The organism is Dellaglioa sp. CoH-57-MRSF-17, assembly GCF_056782015.1.
On sequence record NZ_JBXAXY010000001.1, the window covers coordinates 220,115 to 238,386 of the forward strand.

Annotated in this window: 15 protein-coding genes; 13 read left to right on the top strand and 2 right to left on the bottom strand. The window is 34.1% G+C overall.

Translation table 11 applies throughout. From position 1 onward, the window contains the following. Positions 1–97 precede the first annotated feature (97 nt). A complete protein-coding gene (locus AC1RPJ_RS01035) occupies positions 98–979 on the top strand; it encodes an ROK family protein (RefSeq protein WP_481760975.1) in 882 nt (293 codons plus the stop codon). Positions 980–1,057: 78 nt separating this feature from the next. Here the strand turns inward: AC1RPJ_RS01035 and AC1RPJ_RS01040 are convergent, their stop codons facing one another. Then, complete coding sequence (locus AC1RPJ_RS01040) at positions 1,058–1,945, bottom strand: phosphate ABC transporter substrate-binding protein PstS family protein (RefSeq protein ID WP_481760974.1); 888 nt, start codon at positions 1,943–1,945, stop codon at positions 1,058–1,060. Between the two features lie 261 nt (positions 1,946–2,206). On the opposite strand from AC1RPJ_RS01040, the gene AC1RPJ_RS01045 reads away from it, so the two are divergent. The 6 genes from AC1RPJ_RS01045 to AC1RPJ_RS01070 all read left to right on the top strand — a co-directional run bounded on the left by AC1RPJ_RS01045 (position 2,207) and on the right by AC1RPJ_RS01070 (position 12,114). After that, the gene (locus AC1RPJ_RS01045) at positions 2,207–4,174 is read left to right on the top strand and encodes an ABC transporter ATP-binding protein/permease (protein ID WP_481761143.1); all 1,968 of its coding nucleotides are present in this window, start codon (positions 2,207–2,209) and stop codon (positions 4,172–4,174) included. Between the two features lie 88 nt (positions 4,175–4,262). Next, positions 4,263–4,943: a TetR/AcrR family transcriptional regulator gene (locus tag AC1RPJ_RS01050; RefSeq protein WP_481760973.1), complete on the top strand. Its 681-nt coding sequence runs from the start codon at positions 4,263–4,265 to the stop codon at positions 4,941–4,943. Positions 4,944–4,949: 6 nt separating this feature from the next. Continuing rightward, complete coding sequence (locus AC1RPJ_RS01055; protein ID WP_481760972.1) at positions 4,950–6,689, top strand: ABC transporter ATP-binding protein; 1,740 nt, start codon at positions 4,950–4,952, stop codon at positions 6,687–6,689. Continuing rightward, entirely contained in the window at positions 6,689–8,572 is a 1,884-nt protein-coding gene (locus AC1RPJ_RS01060; RefSeq protein ID WP_481760971.1) for an ABC transporter ATP-binding protein, read from the top strand. Before AC1RPJ_RS01055 ends, AC1RPJ_RS01060 begins: the two co-directional genes overlap by 1 nt. Positions 8,573–8,754: 182 nt before the next feature. Further along, entirely contained in the window at positions 8,755–10,548 is a 1,794-nt protein-coding gene (gene lepA / locus AC1RPJ_RS01065; protein ID WP_481760970.1) for a translation elongation factor 4, read from the top strand. A 21-nt stretch (positions 10,549–10,569) separates the two neighbouring features. Beyond that, complete coding sequence (locus AC1RPJ_RS01070) at positions 10,570–12,114, top strand: ABC-F family ATP-binding cassette domain-containing protein (protein WP_481760969.1); 1,545 nt, start codon at positions 10,570–10,572, stop codon at positions 12,112–12,114. A gap of 281 nt (positions 12,115–12,395) precedes the next feature. Here AC1RPJ_RS01070 and AC1RPJ_RS01075 read toward each other — a convergent pair whose 3' ends face one another. Next, positions 12,396–13,238 (bottom strand): alpha/beta hydrolase, encoded by an 843-nt coding sequence (locus AC1RPJ_RS01075; protein ID WP_481760968.1) that lies wholly within the window; start codon positions 13,236–13,238, stop codon positions 12,396–12,398. Between the two features lie 126 nt (positions 13,239–13,364). Between AC1RPJ_RS01075 and AC1RPJ_RS01080 the strand changes: the two genes are divergently transcribed. The 6 genes from AC1RPJ_RS01080 to AC1RPJ_RS01105 all read left to right on the top strand — a co-directional run bounded on the left by AC1RPJ_RS01080 (position 13,365) and on the right by AC1RPJ_RS01105 (position 18,142). Continuing rightward, positions 13,365–13,805, top strand: a complete 441-nt coding sequence (locus AC1RPJ_RS01080) for a GNAT family N-acetyltransferase (protein ID WP_481760967.1) — start codon at positions 13,365–13,367, stop codon at positions 13,803–13,805. After that, positions 13,806–14,015: a hypothetical protein gene (locus tag AC1RPJ_RS01085; protein ID WP_481760966.1), complete on the top strand. Its 210-nt coding sequence runs from the start codon at positions 13,806–13,808 to the stop codon at positions 14,013–14,015. Between the two features lie 18 nt (positions 14,016–14,033). Further along, entirely contained in the window at positions 14,034–14,462 is a 429-nt protein-coding gene (locus AC1RPJ_RS01090) for a MerR family transcriptional regulator (protein WP_409021721.1), read from the top strand. 985 nt (positions 14,463–15,447) lie between these two features. After that, on the top strand, positions 15,448–16,095 hold the full coding sequence (locus tag AC1RPJ_RS01095; RefSeq protein WP_481761142.1) for a metal-dependent transcriptional regulator: 648 nt from the start codon (positions 15,448–15,450) through the stop codon (positions 16,093–16,095). A gap of 205 nt (positions 16,096–16,300) precedes the next feature. After that, entirely contained in the window at positions 16,301–17,677 is a 1,377-nt protein-coding gene (locus AC1RPJ_RS01100) for an Nramp family divalent metal transporter (protein ID WP_481760965.1), read from the top strand. Positions 17,678–17,695: 18 nt separating this feature from the next. Beyond that, on the top strand, positions 17,696–18,142 hold the full coding sequence (locus tag AC1RPJ_RS01105) for a universal stress protein (RefSeq protein ID WP_481760964.1): 447 nt from the start codon (positions 17,696–17,698) through the stop codon (positions 18,140–18,142). Positions 18,143–18,272 lie beyond the last annotated feature (130 nt).

Consider the following 18,272-nt stretch of genomic DNA (forward strand, 5'->3'; position numbering starts at 1 on the left):
AGACGTGCTATGAGAACTTCTTTAATTTAATACGTTTATTAAAAATTATAATTATCAGATACTAAAAATATTAGTCGAATGACTGAAAAGGAGAACAATGGGAACTATATTAGCAATTGATATTGGTGGGACAACCGTAAAGTATGGAGAATGGAAAGAAAATCAGTTCATTTCACGTGGTAAGAGGGAGACCCCTGAGACGTGGAAAGATATGAAAACTTTAATTAAAAATTTATATAATAGTTGTCAGAACGCTGAAGGTATAGCCATTAGTTCTCCAGGATCAGTTGATACGGTAAATGGAATTATTCATGGGATTAGCGCCATCCCTTATATACACAATTTTCCGATTAGGGATGAGTTGGAACAATATTTAGGCGTACCAGTTTCTATACAAAACGATGCTAATTGTGCAGCATTAGCTGAGAATTGGATTGGAAACGCTAAAGATGTAGATGATTTTGTTTCTATTATCATTGGATCTGGAGTTGGTGGTTCTGTAATAATGAATAAAAAATTAAAGGCCGGAAGTAATCTATTTGGTGGCGAATTTGGGTACATGATTTTAGATGTAAATGATGATCGTACTTTCAGTGAGTTGGTTAGTCCAGTAAATCTTGCCAAACAGTATTCTTCAGAAAATAATCGTGAAATTAACGGAAAACAATTATTTGATTTATCTGACTCTGGTGATGATAAGGCATGCCAAATTGTAGATGATTTTTATAAACATTTAGCCGTAGGAGTGTTTAATCTACTTGTATCGTATGATCCTGACCTTGTTTTAATTGGAGGCGCTATATCTGAAAGACCTGGTTTGATTAAAACACTAAATAAATATATTAATCAATTAATCATTGCCAAACGTGCGGATGGCCTTAAGTATAATTTAAAAACATGTTATTTTTATGGAGATGCTAATATGATTGGCGCAATATACCAATATAAAACAAATTTCATAACCTTTAACACTATTTAAATATAAAAAAGCTCATAATTATTAGATTTAGATCTAATAATTATGAGCTTTTTGTATTGAATGTTCTATTTTTTACAGCTATTTATTAATTTCTTCAATAGTACCCTTAGCGTCTTTTTCAACTTTCATATCTGAAATTGAGATATAACCTAATTTCTTGATTAAGCCGTTTTGAATTTTGTCTGATTGAATATAACCAATAAATTTAGCTGTTGCGTAGTTAGGAGAACCTTTAGTATACATATGTTCGTATGACCAAATTTTCCAATTGTTTGTTTCAACATTTTTTGATGTTGGTTTAACGTTATCAATAGATAATGCTTGGATGTTATCTTTTAAGTACGAGAATGCTAAGTAGCTGATGGCACCTGGTGTTGAAGATACCATTTTTTGAACTGTACCGTTTGAATCTTGTTCTTGTGTTTGTTTAGCTGTTTTATTTGGAAGGATACTACTATCAAATACGGTACGTGTACCCGAACCAGAAGCACGATTAATGACAACAATCGCTTGGTCTGCTCCGCCAAGTTCTTTCCAGTTTGTTGTCTTACCTAAGAAAATGTTAGCAAGTTGTGCTTTTGAGAGGTTAGTTACTTTTGTATCTTTGTTGACAACAGGTGCAATACCAACAACGGCAACTTTGTGATCAACAATCTTTTTAGCATCTACGCCGTCTTTTTGTTCTGCAAAAATGTCAGAATTACCAACGGTAACAGCACCTGTAGAAACTTGGCTTAAACCAGTACCTGAGCCACCACCTTGCACGCCAATTGTTAAACCTGAATTATCTGCTTGATAGGTTTCAGCTGCTTGTTCAACTAAAGGTTGTAAAGCAGTTGATCCAACAATAGTAATTTTACCTGTAATTTTTGATGAATCATCTGAAGAAGATGATGATTTACCACATCCTGCCAACAATAAAAGACCCATTGCTGCTATCGAAATAATTGCTGTTTTCTTTCTCATAATTAACTTCCCCTTTTATTTTGTATTCGTATTTAAGAACAACTTCATAATATCAGTTAAATGTTATGGTTCTGTATGAATCGTGTAATGATTTACACCTGAAATTGTAAAGAATGGGTAAAGGTGGAGCGAAATACTTTGCTTTTGTGAGTGTGATTATCTATAATAAAAACCAGCTCATTATGACAGTCTGTCATAAAAACGGAAATAGGGGGAGACAAATTGATTCTAGAAATAAAAAACGTTTCAAAAACGTATAATATGGCTGGTGGTACGACATTCAAGGCTTTAAAAGACATTAATGCTTCTTTTGACAAAGGAGAATTAGTTTCAATAGTTGGTGAATCCGGAAGTGGTAAATCAACATTAATGAACTTAATAGGTGGATTGGATTCAAATTTTGATGGCGAAATTACGTATAATGGTGAAAATATTGGTGATTTTTCTGAAAAAGAACTTGTTAACTTTCATAAGAAGAGTATTGGATTCATTTTTCAAAATTTTAATTTAATTCCTCATTTAAGTTTGATTGATAACGTTGCTATGGCAATGACGCTTTCAAATGTTGATAAATCAGTACGTGTCAAACGTGCTAAAAAATTATTAACAGACGTTGGGTTACAAGATCATATGACAAAGAAGCCAGATCAAATATCTGGTGGGCAAAAACAACGTGTTGCTATTGCACGTGCCTTAATGAATGATCCTGATGTCATTATTGCTGATGAACCAACAGGTGCTTTGGATTCAGAGACAACTGATGCTGTCTTAGAAATTATCAAAGATATCGCAAAGCGTGGTAAATTAGTTTTAATGGTTACTCATTCAGATCGCGTTGCGGCATATTCAAGTCGTGTTGTACGAATTGATAATGGTGCAATTATTTCTGATTCCGAACAAGAACAATTAGAGTTGCATACTAATGAAGATGAATTTAAAGGCGAAACGCCTAAGAATTTAAGTCTATGGTCTGCAATTCGATTAGCTGCACTTAATATGAAAGCTAAATTTTCTCGTAATTTACTTGTTGCTATTGGCTCAAGTATTGGGATTATGTCTGTTGTTTTAATGTTATCGCTTGGAAAAGGGGTAACAAGTTATATAAAGGATACGATGACTAGCTACGTGAATCCCAATGTGACTGAAGTTCATATGAAGGCAAAAACAAGTTCTTCAAGTAGTAGTTCTAAAACAGCAACACCAGCTGCTGGTTCTCAAGCCCAAGCAGCGCAAGCTAAAGAACAACAAAGTCAAATGGCTGCAATTACTGGTCAGACAGGATCATTTTCTAAAAAAGATATTAATAAGTTAACAAATATTAAACATGTGAATGAGCTACAAAAGGGTTATACAGCAATTTCACTAGGTACAAATACAGTTTCATATAAGGATAAAAAAGCTAGTTTGATGCAGTTGGGTACAATGAACTCAGGTATTACAAAATCAAACATTACCAAGGGTACTAAACCAGGTAAGGATGGCATTTTATTAGATAAAACAACTGCAGATTCATTAGGCAAGAACATTGTTGGTAAACAAGTTAAAATTGCGATTGTTTATAACGAAAAAACGATTAAGAAAACGTTCAAAGTTGCCGGAATTTATGAAGCATCTGGAAGTAGCAGTTCAAGCAGTTTAGTTTACTTGAATTACGCTGACTTACAACAATTAGTTGAAGATAATAATGAAACAATTAAACCAAATGTTGTTTATCTTCATACAAACGATAAGGCTAATACGGCAGGTATAAAAGCTAAAGTTAAATCATTGGGTTACACAGGTTCAATTCAAGAAAAAATGTCAGAAATGTTTACTCAAATGTTAGATATTTTGACAGACGTTTTAACGGCCGTAGCTGCGATATCATTGCTCGTTTCTGCAATTATGATATTAGTGGTTCTAAATATATCTGTTGTTGAAAGAACAAAAGAAATCGGTGTTATGAAAGCTTTAGGAGCACGTCGTAAGGATATTCGCCGTATATTTGTTTCCGAAGCGTTCCTAATTGGATTAGCATCTGGCTTAATTGGTGTTGGCGTAACGTATATTTTAGCCTTTGGGTTAAATGCATTCTCAGTTGCAACATTCGATGTTACGATTGTTAAAGTTACAGCTAGTTATGTATTCTCTGGTATTTTAATCAGTGTCTTGATTAGTATGGTTGCTAGTTTCTTACCAGCAAACAGAGCATCAAAACTTGATCCAGTTGAATCTTTAAGAAAAGAATAAGTAAATAAAGTTGCATTTTTAAATAAAGACTAGTAACATGACAAGTTGTCACATGACAGCTTGTCATTTTTTGTATAAAGGAGAAAATATGCCTAAAAAAACGTATTTTAATTTAGATGAAGATAAGCAACAACGGATATTGGATGCTGCTAAAGAAGAGTTCTCAAGAGTACCCCTGTTTGAAGCATCAATTAGTAATATCATAAAAATTGCAGATATTCCGCGAGGGAGTTTTTACCAATATTTCGAAAATAAAGAAGATTTATACTTTTATTATTTTGATACTATTCGACAGAATCAAACTAAAAGATTTGGTGAATTATTAAAACGAAATCAAGGTGATGTCGTGACGACTATGAAGACCTTTTTTTCAGAAACGATTGCGAATACAGTGTCCGGAGAAGATGCTGCATTTTTTAAAAACGCCTTTGTCCGAATGGACTTTAAAATGAGTAGTCGGATGCAGCCACATCATCCTCACCACCCGCATCATAGTGGGAAACAGCCACATTTTGGTGGACCATTTCATCAAAATTTAAAAGCAGATTTTGATATTATGAGTGAAATTGATCGGTCTTTACTAACCATTTCCTCAGATGAAGAAATTAGTTTACTTATGTTTTCTTTAATGAGTCCATTTATGAAAACTATTAATGATTATTTTTCAAAACAAAGAGAAGGTATTGAAATACCTGTTGAAGAGTTACAAAAAGAATATGAAACAATGGCTAACTGGGTAGCTATTGGTGTTTCAAAAAGGAAGGAATAAAAATAAATGATAAAAGTAATGAAAAATCGCGTTAGCGTTTGGGCAATGTTTGGTGCATTTATATTTATGATTGTCCAAGTTATCTGCGATTTATATTTACCAACATTAACATCAGACATGATTAATAAAGGTGTCTCACAAGGCGATGTTGCGTATATCTGGCAGGTGGGTTATGTCATGTTAGGCGTAGCAGCTATTGGTATTGTTGCGGCAGTTGGTAATGTCTTTATCGCTTCACGCTTAGCGCAAAAATTAGGACTTAGATTAAGAAGTCATATTTACAAAAAAGTACTTAATTTTTCAAGTCATGAATTTGATCAAATTGGAAATTCAAGTTTAATTACAAGAACATCAACTGATGTTCTACAAATTCAAAACGTTACCGTTATGATGTTAAGAATGATGATCCAAGCGCCTATTATGTTGATTGGTGCTAGTATTTTAGCTTATAACAAACAAAAAGAATTAACCGTGATTTTTTTAGTAGCTGTTCCAATTTTAATTATATTAATTGCTTCAGTTATGTATTTTGCAGTGCCGCTGTTCAAAACGTTACAAAAAAGAATTGATCATATTAATCTTGTCTTTCGTGAAGGTTTAACAGGTGTTCGTGTTATTCGCGCATTTAACCAAGATAAATATGAACAAAATCGTTTTGATCGTGTGAATAAAGAATATACAGATAATGCCCGTAAAGTATTTTCAATTACGGCGCTAATGTTCCCCATGATGACTTTAGTTCTTAGTGCAACCAATATCGCAATTATCTGGTATGGTGGTCATTTAATTGGAGATATGTCGATGCAAGTGGGTAATCTAGTTGCGTTTATGACGTATGCAATGCAAATTTTATCAAGTTTTATGATGTTATCGATGGTATTTGTCATGTTACCTCGTGCGCAAGCTGCTGCAGCACGTATCAACGAAGTTTTAGATACGAAGAATTCGATAAAAGACCAACCTGATGCAATTACAGTTGATCGTAGTAAAGTAGGAGCAAGTCAATTGTCATTTGATAAAGTTAATTTCCGGTATACGGGTGCTGAAAAAGAAGCCCTAACAGATATTAACTTTGAAGCAAAGGCGGGTCAAACGATTGCGATTATTGGTGGTACTGGATCTGGTAAGTCAACGTTAATTAATTTAATTCCACGATTGTTTGATGTTGAGTCGGGCGATATTAAAATTGATGGTAAATCAATTTATGAGTTAACCCAAGTAAGCTTACACGACCAAATTTCTCTTGTTCAACAAAAGACAGTTCTTTTTAGAGGAACAATCCGAAGTAATCTACAGTTTGGAAATGAAACGGCAACAGATGATGAGTTGTGGCATGCGCTAGAAATAGCACAAGCTAAATCGTTTGTTGAAGAATCAGCGGATGGCTTAGACGGCATAGTTGAACAAGGTGGAGATAACTTCTCTGGTGGCCAAAAGCAACGACTTGCAATTGCAAGAGCATTAGTTAAAAAAGCTTCTGTTTACTTGTTTGATGATTCATTCTCAGCGCTTGATTTTAAAACAGATGCTAAATTACGTGGCTCACTTAAAACGGATGAAAGCATCAAAGATAGTGTTGTCGTAATTGTGGCACAACGGATTTCTAGTGTGACAAGTGCCGATTTAATCTTAGTTATCGATGGTGGAAAAATCGTTGGTAAAGGGACTCATGAAGAATTGAAAGCCACGAATGAAACCTATCAAGAAATTATGCAGTCACAAATCAGAGAGGGGGATGCAGAGTAATGGCAGATAATAAGTCAAAACAAGCAACGCAACCTATGCGGGGCGGTCGAGGTGGACATGGCAATATTGGACGACCAGTTGAAAAGCCTAAGAACTTTTGGAAAACAATTGGGCGTTTAGCGAAATACATGTCACCATGGTTAATTTCAATAGGGATAGTATTAGTGCTAGCCATTATATCTGTAATTTTCCAGGCGGTTTCTCCTAAAATTTTAGGACGCGCAACAACCGAGATTTTCTCTGGGGTAACTAAAGGATTCACTCAAATGAAACAGGGGCAGAAAGTAACCTCGTTGCCAATTAATTTTGATGCAATTAAGAATATCTTACTTACAGTTGGTATTATGTATATTGCGTCTGCACTTTTCAGTTTTGTGCAGCAATTAATCATGACTAATATTTCTCAAAAAACGGTGTACGCACTTCGTAAAGATATTAAGGCTAAAATGGAACGCGTGCCTGTTTCTTACTACGATACACATCCAAATGGTGATATTATGTCTCGTGCTGTAAATGATGTGGATAACATTTCTGGAACGTTACAACAAAGTTTTACACAGTTAGTAACAAGTGTTGTGACCTTTGTCAGTGTTCTCTATATGATGTTTTCAATTAGTTGGCAATTAACGTTAATTGCTTTGATTATTGTTCCTTTGAGTTTGGTTGTTGTCTCATTAATTGCGCCTCGTTCGCAAAAGTTCTTTGCTGGACAACAAAAGAGTTTAGGACTTTTGAACAATCAAGTGGAAGAAACGTATGCGGGTCATACGGTTGTTAAGACTTTTAATAAAGAAGAAAAAAATATTGATATTTTTGAAAAACAGAATAATGATTATTATAAAAGTTCATGGAAAGCACAATTTATTTCTGGATTAATTATGCCAGCAATGAACTTTATTAAAAATATTGGCTATGTCTTTGTGGCAATTGTTGGTGGAATTAAGGTTTCACAAGGAACAATTACTTTAGGTAACGTCCAAGCCTTTTTACAATATGTGAACCAATTCTCACAACCAATCACTCAAATTGCCAACTTATCTAATACGATTCAAGCAACTGTAGCTTCTGCAGAACGAATTTTTGAAATCTTAGATGAAGAAGAATTGAAAGATGAAAGTAACGATGACTTACCAATTGCTGATAATGGTAATAAAATTTCCTTTGATCATGTTCAATTTGGTTACTCAGATAAGAAGCTTTTGATGACAGATTATAATTTGGATGTTAACGAAGGACAAAAGGTAGCAATTGTTGGACCTACAGGTGCTGGAAAGACAACGATTATTAACTTAATTGAACGCTTTTATGATGTCTCAGCGGGATCAATCCGACTAAATGGTGTCGATACTAAGAATTTGAAACGAGAAGATTTACGTAAGTCAATCTCGATGGTGCTTCAAGATACTTGGTTATTTACAGGTACTATTATGGAAAATATTCAATATGGTCGTGAAAATGCAACGGATGAAGAGGTTTATGCTGCAGCAAAAGCCGCTCATGTTGATACATTTGTTCGTCAATTACCAGATGGTTATCAAACTGTTCTGAATGAAGACGCTTCAAATATTTCACAAGGACAACGTCAATTGTTAACGATTGCTCGTGCATTTTTGGCTGACCCAGAAATTTTAATTTTAGATGAAGCAACGAGTTCAGTTGATACACGAACTGAAGTTTTGATTCAAAAAGCGATGGATACCTTATTAGATAGCCGAACAAGTTTCGTTGTGGCGCATCGTCTATCAACGATTCGTGATGCGGATAATATTATTGTAATGGATAATGGCTCAATTATTGAAACTGGAAATCATGATGCTTTGATTGCTAAAAACGGGTTTTATGCTGATTTATATAATAGCCAATTTGCAAACGGTACTATTTAAATTAAAAATAATGAGCTGAATTTGACCTTAGTTAAATTTGTGTTCATTATTTTTTCGTTTTTAAAATACTTGGGCATTCTTACCGGCTTTTAATCTTCTTCTTACGACGTTGATAATTTAGCGTATAATAAAAAAGACTCTAAAACAGTAGATGATTATTTAGAAAATGAGGTTTAATCATAATGAAACAATCACAAATTAGAAATTTTTCAATTATTGCCCATATTGATCATGGTAAATCAACTTTAGCTGATCGAATTATGGAAGAAACACAAACTGTCAGTGAACGTGAGATGTCTAGTCAATTGTTAGATTCAATGGCTGTTGAACAAGAACACGGGATTACAGTTAAATCACGAACGGTTCGTAGTTACTATACAGCTACTAATGGTGAAACTTACGAATATAATTTTATTGATACACCGGGACACGTTGATTTTTCATATGAAGTTTCGAAAAGTTTAGCTGCTAGTGATGGGGCTATTTTATTGGTGGACGCCACTCAAGGTGTGCAAGCACAGACGGTTGCAAATTACCGTTTAGCTAAAGAAAACAACTTAAAAATTATTCCAGTAATCAATAAGATTGATCATCCTAATGCTGATGTTGAAGAAACTAAAATTCAATTGATGGAATTAGCTGACGTTGATGAAGACGAAATGTTATTAATATCAGCTAAAACTGGGATTGGTGTTGATTTGGTTCTAGAGGCTATTAAAGACCGTATTCCAAAACCAATCGGTGATATTGAAGCACCACTTAAAGCATTAGTTTTTGATTCACATTTTGATGCATTTAAAGGAATTGTGGCTTATATTCGTGTCTTTGATGGTGAATTTAAAGCTAATAATTTACTTCGATTTATGCAACAAACGACTGATTTCCAAGTAGTAGAAGCAGGTATTTTTAAACCTGACATGGTGGCTGTTGATAGTCTACATGCCGGGGATGTTGGCTATGTTATTACAGGGCTAAAAGATCCTCAACTAGTTAAAATTGGGGATACGTTAACTTCTCAAAGTAACCCGACACCAGAAGCACTTCCTGGATATAAAGAATCAGAATCAATGGTTTTTGCTGGATTTTATCCTAAAGATAATAACTATAAAGAATTAAAATCAGCTATTCAAAAATTAGCTTTAAATGACTCATCTTTCCATTATAAAGAAGAAAAGTCAGATGCTTTAGGACTAGGATTTAGATGTGGATTCTTAGGGATGTTACATTTAAGTATTATTCGTGAACGTCTCGAAAAAGAATACCAATTAGGGGTGTTAACAACGACGCCTAATGTTACGTACCACGTTATTTTGAAAAATGGTAAAGAAGTTGTTGTTGATAATCCTGTCCAATTCCCTAATTTTTCTGAAATTGATCATGTTGAAGAACCATTTTTAGATGTTCATATGACCGTGCCAGATGAACAAGTGGGCGATATCATGAAATTAGCTGAAAAACGTAAAGGTATTTTCCAAGATATGTCATACAATTCTGGTCAAACTGAATTGAATTATGCGTTACCAACGTCTGAAATTGCCTATGATTTCTTCAATCAATTAAAATCATTATCACATGGCTATGCAACAATGGAAACGCAATTTAAAGGATATCAAACAGCAGACGTTGTTAAAATGGACGTTTTAGTTAACTATGCAACAGTCGATGCACTAGGGTTTGTTGTGCATAGACAAGATGCTGTGGAAATTGGTCAGAAATTAGTTGAGCAATTGAAATATTCAATTCCACGTAAATTATTCCCAATGCCAGTACAAGCAGTTATCGAAAATAAAGCTATTTCGCGTGCAAATGTACCGCCTCTTCGTAAGAGCGCAACAACAAGTAGTGATAAAAAGAATGCTGCCAAACAAGATATGCTACGCCGTCAAAGCGCTAATAAACGATTGGGCTCTAAGGCTGAAATGGAATTACCACAAGAAGTATTTAATGCAATATTGGAAGTTAACAATGATAACTAGTCTTTAGAAAGAAGGATTACAATGGGAGTTTTAGAAGTTCGCCAACTTTCCCATCAATTTGCGGATAAGCAATTATATGAGGATGCTCATTTTGAATTAAACACTGAGGATCATATGGGTATCATTGGTCAAAATGGTGCTGGTAAAAGTACATTAATCAAAATTATTACTGGACAAGAATTACCTGATGAAGGCGAAATCAAATGGAAAAAAAGTGCGACAATTGGCTATTTAGATCAATATGCTGAAGTTGCGGAAGGCATTACGGTTATTGAGTTTTTGAAGACAGCATTTCAACGTTTATATGATATTAGTGAAAAACAAACGCAGGCCTATACGGATTATGCTGAAAATATGGACGAGAAGTTGTTGGAAAAAGCGGGTAGATATCAAGAAGAACTTGAGGCAAAAAATTTTTATGATATCGATACAGAAATTGACCGTGTTCGAACTGGTTTAGGATTAGATGCAATTGAAAAAGACCATCAAGTTAGTGAATTAAGTGGTGGTCAGAGATCTAAGATTATCTTAGCTAAATTATTATTGGAAAATCCTGAAGTTATTTTATTAGATGAACCAACTAATTATTTAGATACGGAACATATTGATTGGTTAACTGAGTATTTAAATCAATTTGAAGGCTGTTTCATGGTTATTTCTCATGATTTTGAATTTTTACAAAATGTCACGAATACAATTATTGATGTTGCATTCGGTAAAATCACAAAATATCGTGGGAATTTTAAATCAGCTATTAAGCAAAAAGAAGCTAAAAAAGAAGCGCAACTAAAAGCTTTCCAGAAACAACGCCTTCAAATTGAAAAAGATGAGGCTTATATTCGAAAGAATAAAGCTGGAACGCGTGCCACAATGGCTAAGTCTAGACAAAAAAGATTAGATAAAATTGAGCGTGTGACACCGCCAAGTGATACTGTAAAAGGTAAATTTGATTTTCCTTATCTAGATACTGGATCCGCATCAACGCTTGCCGTTAAAAATTTATCAGTTGGTTATAAAACGCCATTACTATCACCAGTAACTTTTTCATTATCACATCAAGAAAAAGTTGTCTTAAAGGGATTTAACGGAATTGGTAAATCAACAATGATTAAGTCAATTTTGAAGTTAATTCCAACGTTTGGTGGAACTGCTGAATTTTCTGATTCTGTTGTTGTTAATTATTTTGATCAAGATTTAATTTGGGATAATAAAGAAATGACACCTCTTCAAATTATTCAAGATGAATACCCTGAATTGGAACCTAAAACGATTCGTCGCCGATTGGCTAAATCAGGGATTAATGCTGCGAATACAATGAAACCTATTAATATTTTGAGTGGTGGGGAACAAATGAAAGTTAAGTTGAGTTTAGTTGAATTGAAACCAAGTAACTTTTTAATTTTGGATGAACCAACTAATCACTTGGATGATGATACAAAAGACGCGCTACAAAAGGCAGTCCGACGTTTTCCTGGAAATGTTTTATTGGTCAGTCATGAAGCACCATTTTATGAATCTTGGATTGATAAAGTGTTTGATGTTGAAGCAATAAGAATTCAAAAATAGTGATAATAGCCTTGGAAAGTAATTTTCTAAGGCTATTTATCTGCACAAAAAAAGCACCAACCGAAGTTGATGCTTTCCTGTTATGGTACTTACCGAAGTAAATAGATTGTATGAATTCCACAAAACAGTGACAATCAGACATACCTACAATGCGGTAGGTAAAAAATGCCCCATTTTCGAACTAATCACTAGCCGCCGCAGCGGAACAACCGAAGTTGTCTGATTTTACTCGACTCATCGCATAACTTAATCATAGCACAAAATTAATATTTCGTATAGTTCTATTTACCCCAAAGGAATTGGATAACAGCTTTATCAACCTGTAAATTTCTATGAAGTTTACTATGTTGTGCATCTTCACCAGTAATTTTAAGCTCGTCATACGATTTTACTTGGCCTTTTAATAGATAGTTCATTGAACGGGCAGAAGCAATGCTGACAGATGTATCAGAATTTGAGCCATCATTCACATCGCCATAAATAACAAAGACTTTTGCGGTTGATGGGAAATTTTTTCGTTTGCTATAGTAACTTTGGTAGTTTGCTGTTTTAATAGCAGGTTCGTCATTTTTCAAGAAGTAATTTTTATTGGCTTTTTCGTCCATTCCGAGGACCCCATTAATTGGACCAGCAATTGGAACAAATTTATTTAGGATAGGAGAAGATTTTTTTCTGACAGATTCAGCCCAGTACATTGCAGATGAGCCACCCATTGAATGTGTAACAAGATTGATTTTTTTAATATCGTATGATGCTTTTAAATAATCAGTTATCTTACCAATCCATCTGCCCTCTTCAGGAATTTGAGCATCACTACGCGCAAATATAACTTGAACAATTGGATTTTTTTCAGTATATTTCCATCTACCCGTATAAGTGACATCACCAGTTGAAGAGACGGTTGCTGTTAGAACTTTTTTTGCCTTACCAGATTTTTCTGCTGAGGCAATCATGTCGTTAGTTGAGTTAGCTGTACCGCCGTATCCATGAATGTATAAGGTTGGTGTTTGTGAAATACTTTTCTCTGTTTCTACCGATTTAGGTATACTGTTATGCAATAGTAAAAAGCCAATACCTAATCCTAAAATCAATAAGATGGTTATTAATATACCGTATTTTTTCATTAGTGGTTTCCTTTGCATAGTAAGTTATTTGCTTTCATTATAAGCTACCGGGTCTTGACGTTCAAATTTAAAGCAAGTTATGGTAAGCTATATGCGAAGATAACTAAGAAAGCTGAGGATGAGCAAATGTTCATAGTGAAATCAACTAGAGATATAAGTAGTCAAATATATAAGGATGCATTATCAATTAGAAAAACGGTTTTTGTTGGAGAACAGAATGTGCCAATGGAATTGGAAATTGAAAACGAATCAGAAGCTATTCATTTTGTGGGTTATAAAGATGAAGAACCTGTTGTGACAGCACGTGTACTTAGCGAAGACTCTGAAACGTGGCATGTCCAGCGAGTTGCAACATTGAAAGCGGCTCGTGGACAACATTTAGCAACAGATATCCTAACGTTTATTGAAGGATTTTCAACAGTCTACGGAATTAAATACTTAACCTTAGGTGCACAAGATCAAGCCCAAAATTTTTATTTGAAACTAGGATATGAGGTTGAAGGTGAAGGCTTTATGGACGCAGGAATTCCACATCACACAATGATAAAAACAATCGAAGGAGCCTAGATGGCAAAAGAAACTTTATTTTCAAAATTACTAACGGATGAACGATATACATTTGCGAGTGAACTTGGTAGTAAATATCATAAAGACGCTAGTCAAATTTTATTTACTTACTTGAAGTTAATGGCTGAGGGGACACAAAACCAGTCAAAATCATTACAGAAAAGTCTGCCAGAAATCGATAAAAAATTTCAAAAGTATTTAGAAAACTAGAGATAGAAGGTACTTACAGTGAATAATAATCCATTAGCCAATCTTATGAAGCAAGATAAGTTAATTGTCGGTATTAGTGAAATCAGTAAAATGACAGGTGTTTCAACACGACAGTTAAGATATTGGGAACAAAAAGGCTATATTGAAAGTATTTCAGATGAGAAGGCAAAGTCGCGAGAATATCGTTTAGATATGGTCATAAAAGTCAGTCTTATAAAAGAAGAGTTAGATGAAGGATACACATTGGTTGCGGCGATTGAACACGTTAACGGAAAAATGGATATTTTTAGACAATTTAAACACTTTTTGATTGATCGTGTTTCAGATGTTGGTAAACAAGGAAATAAAACAGTTTTTGATATGGGCTATTTTGATGACTCCAAAAAGCAGCGTTTATTTGCGGTAATAGATGAAAAAGGGACACGTTTTGAACTCAGAGATGTTTAATAAAAAGAATTATAAAATAAAATCATAAAAAGGTTGCAACCGTTTACATTTGTGTTATACTTAATTTGTAGCAAGGAAGGCTATCGAAATCCCTGAACAAAATAAAACTGAAGTCACTTTTTTAAACTCACTTAATGGTTTTTAAAAACGAAGTTAGTTGGACAATGTTTAGTACTGAAGATAGTTGAAAAATGTAACACAAGTTAATGACGTTGAGAGATGTCAAGCAAGGCGTATTAAAACGGTGCCGGTCTTGAGCATTAAAAAGCAAATCAAGACACATCAAGTTAGATGATGTTTACTCCGATGAATTTAGAATTTTGGTAGTGTGAACGTCGTGAGACGTCGAACAAGGTTTTAAAACGGTGCTAGTCTTGAGCGCTTAAAAGCAAATCAGGACACATCAATTAAGATGATGGTTTAAGTTTCCAATGTACGGCAAGTTAATGACGTTGAGAGATGTCAAGTAAGGCGTATTAAAACGGTGCCGGTCTTGAGCATTAAAAAGCAAATCAAGATATCGAATTTTGATGATTTAAGTTGTAGTAGAACGAATAATTGGATTTAGAGGTATTTGGTCTTGGAGAAACGTTTGAAATCGAATGGATAACAAATCGCTCAAAGGGCGTCGTTCGATAATATATGATTCAAAACATATAAAAGCGACTTCACAGAACTAAATAAGTATAAAGATATAGAGGCGAAATATATTAATAATCAAGTAAAATCGACTCTCGGTAACACGGGTTTCGGCTTTCCTTCTACAAAAAGATAGGATTCAAGACATTTCTTAAAACAAATGCTTGAATCCTATTTTAATGCAGTGAATTATGATTTTTAGCTTACATTTAGGTATTTTAAAATGAAAGGTTAGGTATTCCTAAAAAATAAGTTACAATTCAATCGTTATTCTGATATAATAAATCTATTATTAAGAAAATGGAAGTGAATTGATTAACTAATGACAAAAAATGAAAGATCGAATATGACACCTATGAAGGAAGATTATTTAAAAATTATTTTTGAATTAGGCGGTACGCAAAAGAAAATATCGAATAAACAGATTGCGCTTAGTCTGAACATTGCGGCCGGATCAGTTACAGAAATGGTCAATAAACTAGTTAAAGAAGAGTTAGTAGAACATACGCCATACGCAGGGATTTCGTTAACGAAACCTGGGATATTATTGGCAGAAGATTTAGTTCGTAAGCATCGTTTATGGGAATGCTTCTTAGTTTATAAATTAAATTATAAACTACAAGATGTTGACGGTGAATCAGAGTTACTTGAACATGTGACAAGTGAGTACTTGCTTGATCATTTGAGTGAATTCTTGGGTCATCCAACACACTGTCCTCATGGCGGTGTGATACCTGACAAAGAAGGTAACTATGAGGAAGATAGCCATCTCGTTTTAGAAGCAGTAGAAGATAACACTAAAGTTGTGATTGAACGATTCATTGATAATCATGATTTGTTAACTTATTTAGATGATTTAGAATTACACATTGGTGATAAATTAACAGTTGTTTCTCATGCGCCTTTTGAAGGTCCAGTTGAAATCAAATTAGAAAATACTGGTGAGGTTAGAAATATTAGTTATAAAGCCGCTCATTATATTTTTGTGAAGTAGGTATTATGATAACAAAAGAAATTTTTATTAAATAGCTAAAGACTGTTGATATCAAATAGATATCAGCAGTCTTTTTTTGGAAATATAGCAATATTTAATAACTGGTAAAATGATTTAAGGTTAGCCTAAACTTTTTGTTTACAATGTATAAAGTTTGAGTATAATAAGGAATTGAGAAGAAAAGAATTTAAAGGAGTGGTAAAAAATGTCGAAAGAAGTACAAGAACCAAAAATGACTACCACAACAAATAGTGCTAGTTTGGAAGAAGTAAATGGATCAGTAGAAGTTCCAAAAAGTGCCGGATTTTTACGAACTTTATGGGCTTTTAGTGGACCAGGTGCATTAGTCGCTGTTGGTTACATGGATCCAGGTAACTGGATTACATCAATTGTCGGTGGTGCACAATACCGTTACTTACTATTATCAGTCGTTATTTTCTCCGGACTTATCGCTATGTTAATGCAATATATGGCTGCTAAGTTAGGTGTCGTAACAAGAATGGATTTAGCACAAGCAATTCGTGATCATACTAATAAACCGGTTGGATTTTTATTATGGATCATGACAGAATTAGCAATTATGGCAACAGATATAGCCGAAGTAATTGGTGGAGCGATTGCTTTACAATTACTTTTTGGAATTCCATTAACAGTCGGCGTTATGATAACTATATTAGATGTTTTCTTACTATTATTATTAACAAAATTAGGATTTAGAACAATTGAAGCGATTGTTGCAACATTGATTGCATCAATTTTAATTATTTTCCTTTACTTAGTTGCCTTATCAAAACCAAGTTTAGCAGGTATCATGGGTGGTATTTTACCAAGAGCATCAATCGTTATGAACCATGATCAATTAACATTAGCTTTAGGTATTATTGGTGCAACAGTAATGCCTCATAACTTGTACCTTCACTCTTCAATTGCACAAACACGTCAGTACGATTCAACTGATGAAGAAGAAGTTGCAAAAGTTGTGCGCTTTACAACTTGGGATTCAAATATCCAATTATTTGGCGCAACAATTGTTAACAGTTTACTTTTACTTTTGGGGGCTGCTTTATTCTTTGGACATGCAGATCAATTACAAGCATTCGGTGATTTATACCGTGCATTAAGTGATAATACAATTGCCAAAGGGATTGCATCACCTGTACTTTCAACTTTATTTGCCGTAGCTTTACTGGCTTCTGGGCAAAATGCAACGATTACCGGAACCTTGACTGGTCAAATTATAATGGAAGGTTTCATACATTTAAAAATGCCATTATGGGCCCGTCGATTGGTTACACGTATCATAGCAGTTATCCCCGTTATGATTGCCGCAATCATTTGGGGTGGGACAGAAGGCGTATTAGATAATTTACTTGTTTATTCACAAGTGTTCTTATCAGTAGCCTTACCATTTACGATGATTCCATTAATCTGGTTTACATCTTCTAAAAAATATATGGGTGAACGATTCGTTAATCCACTTTGGGTATCAATTATTGGTTGGGCAGCCGCAATCGGGTTAACTATTTTAAATGTTCAATTAGTCTTCAATTTAGTCATTCAATTTTTCCAAGAAGTTTTATAAAATAAGGAGGAAATTCATATGAAAAAAAGTTTTGAGTTACCAAAGCATAAGAACATTCTTGTCGGCGTCGATAATTCGGCAGATGCCCAATTAGCATTCTTAGAAGCGGTTAGTCATGCTTTAGATGATGATTCTCTGCTGCATATTGTAACTGTTCTGGAGTCGGATGATTTGAATGTTTTTCAGGTATTAACAAAAGATACATTAGCTGAAAAACGTTTGAAGGTTGAAAAACAACTTCAAGAGTATAAACAAAGCGCATTAGATGCTGGTGTTAAGGAAGTACACATTGTTCTTGCTGAGGGTGAACCTGGTGAAACGATTGTCAAAGATGTTATTCCTGACGTTAAACCTGATTTAGTCGTTGTTGGATCAGCTATAACTAAAGGGATTGGTAAGTACTTAGGTAGCCAAGCATCATACGTGGCTAAGTATTCTCCCGTTTCAGTTATGGTTGTTCGTTAATAGAAAAAAGTTATACAAAATGGTTGAATCTTATAAAGATTTAACCATTTTTATTTGGAAAACGTTTACTTGTTTATTTATATATAAGGTTTATGTTATGCTTTTATGTATAACATAAATAGGAGCATGA

What these genes read in the sequence shown, in the direction of transcription:
- AC1RPJ_RS01070 (WP_481760969.1), top strand. Translation starts at nt 10,570, where the DNA reads ATGGGAGTTTTAGAAGTTCGCCAACTTTCCCATCAATTTGCGGATAAG.
- AC1RPJ_RS01105 (WP_481760964.1), top strand. Translation starts at nt 17,696, where the DNA reads ATGAAAAAAAGTTTTGAGTTACCAAAGCATAAGAACATTCTTGTCGGC.
- lepA (WP_481760970.1), top strand. Translation starts at nt 8,755, where the DNA reads ATGAAACAATCACAAATTAGAAATTTTTCAATTATTGCCCATATTGAT.
- AC1RPJ_RS01100 (WP_481760965.1), top strand. Translation starts at nt 16,301, where the DNA reads ATGTCGAAAGAAGTACAAGAACCAAAAATGACTACCACAACAAATAGT.
- AC1RPJ_RS01080 (WP_481760967.1), top strand. Translation starts at nt 13,365, where the DNA reads ATGTTCATAGTGAAATCAACTAGAGATATAAGTAGTCAAATATATAAG.
- AC1RPJ_RS01045 (WP_481761143.1), top strand. Translation starts at nt 2,207, where the DNA reads ATGGCTGGTGGTACGACATTCAAGGCTTTAAAAGACATTAATGCTTCT.
- AC1RPJ_RS01095 (WP_481761142.1), top strand. Translation starts at nt 15,448, where the DNA reads ATGACACCTATGAAGGAAGATTATTTAAAAATTATTTTTGAATTAGGC.
- AC1RPJ_RS01055 (WP_481760972.1), top strand. Translation starts at nt 4,950, where the DNA reads ATGATAAAAGTAATGAAAAATCGCGTTAGCGTTTGGGCAATGTTTGGT.
- AC1RPJ_RS01060 (WP_481760971.1), top strand. Translation starts at nt 6,689, where the DNA reads ATGGCAGATAATAAGTCAAAACAAGCAACGCAACCTATGCGGGGCGGT.
- AC1RPJ_RS01075 (WP_481760968.1), bottom strand. Translation starts at nt 13,238, where the DNA reads ATGAAAAAATACGGTATATTAATAACCATCTTATTGATTTTAGGATTA.
- AC1RPJ_RS01085 (WP_481760966.1), top strand. Translation starts at nt 13,806, where the DNA reads ATGGCAAAAGAAACTTTATTTTCAAAATTACTAACGGATGAACGATAT.
- AC1RPJ_RS01040 (WP_481760974.1), bottom strand. Translation starts at nt 1,945, where the DNA reads ATGAGAAAGAAAACAGCAATTATTTCGATAGCAGCAATGGGTCTTTTA.
- AC1RPJ_RS01050 (WP_481760973.1), top strand. Translation starts at nt 4,263, where the DNA reads ATGCCTAAAAAAACGTATTTTAATTTAGATGAAGATAAGCAACAACGG.
- AC1RPJ_RS01035 (WP_481760975.1), top strand. Translation starts at nt 98, where the DNA reads ATGGGAACTATATTAGCAATTGATATTGGTGGGACAACCGTAAAGTAT.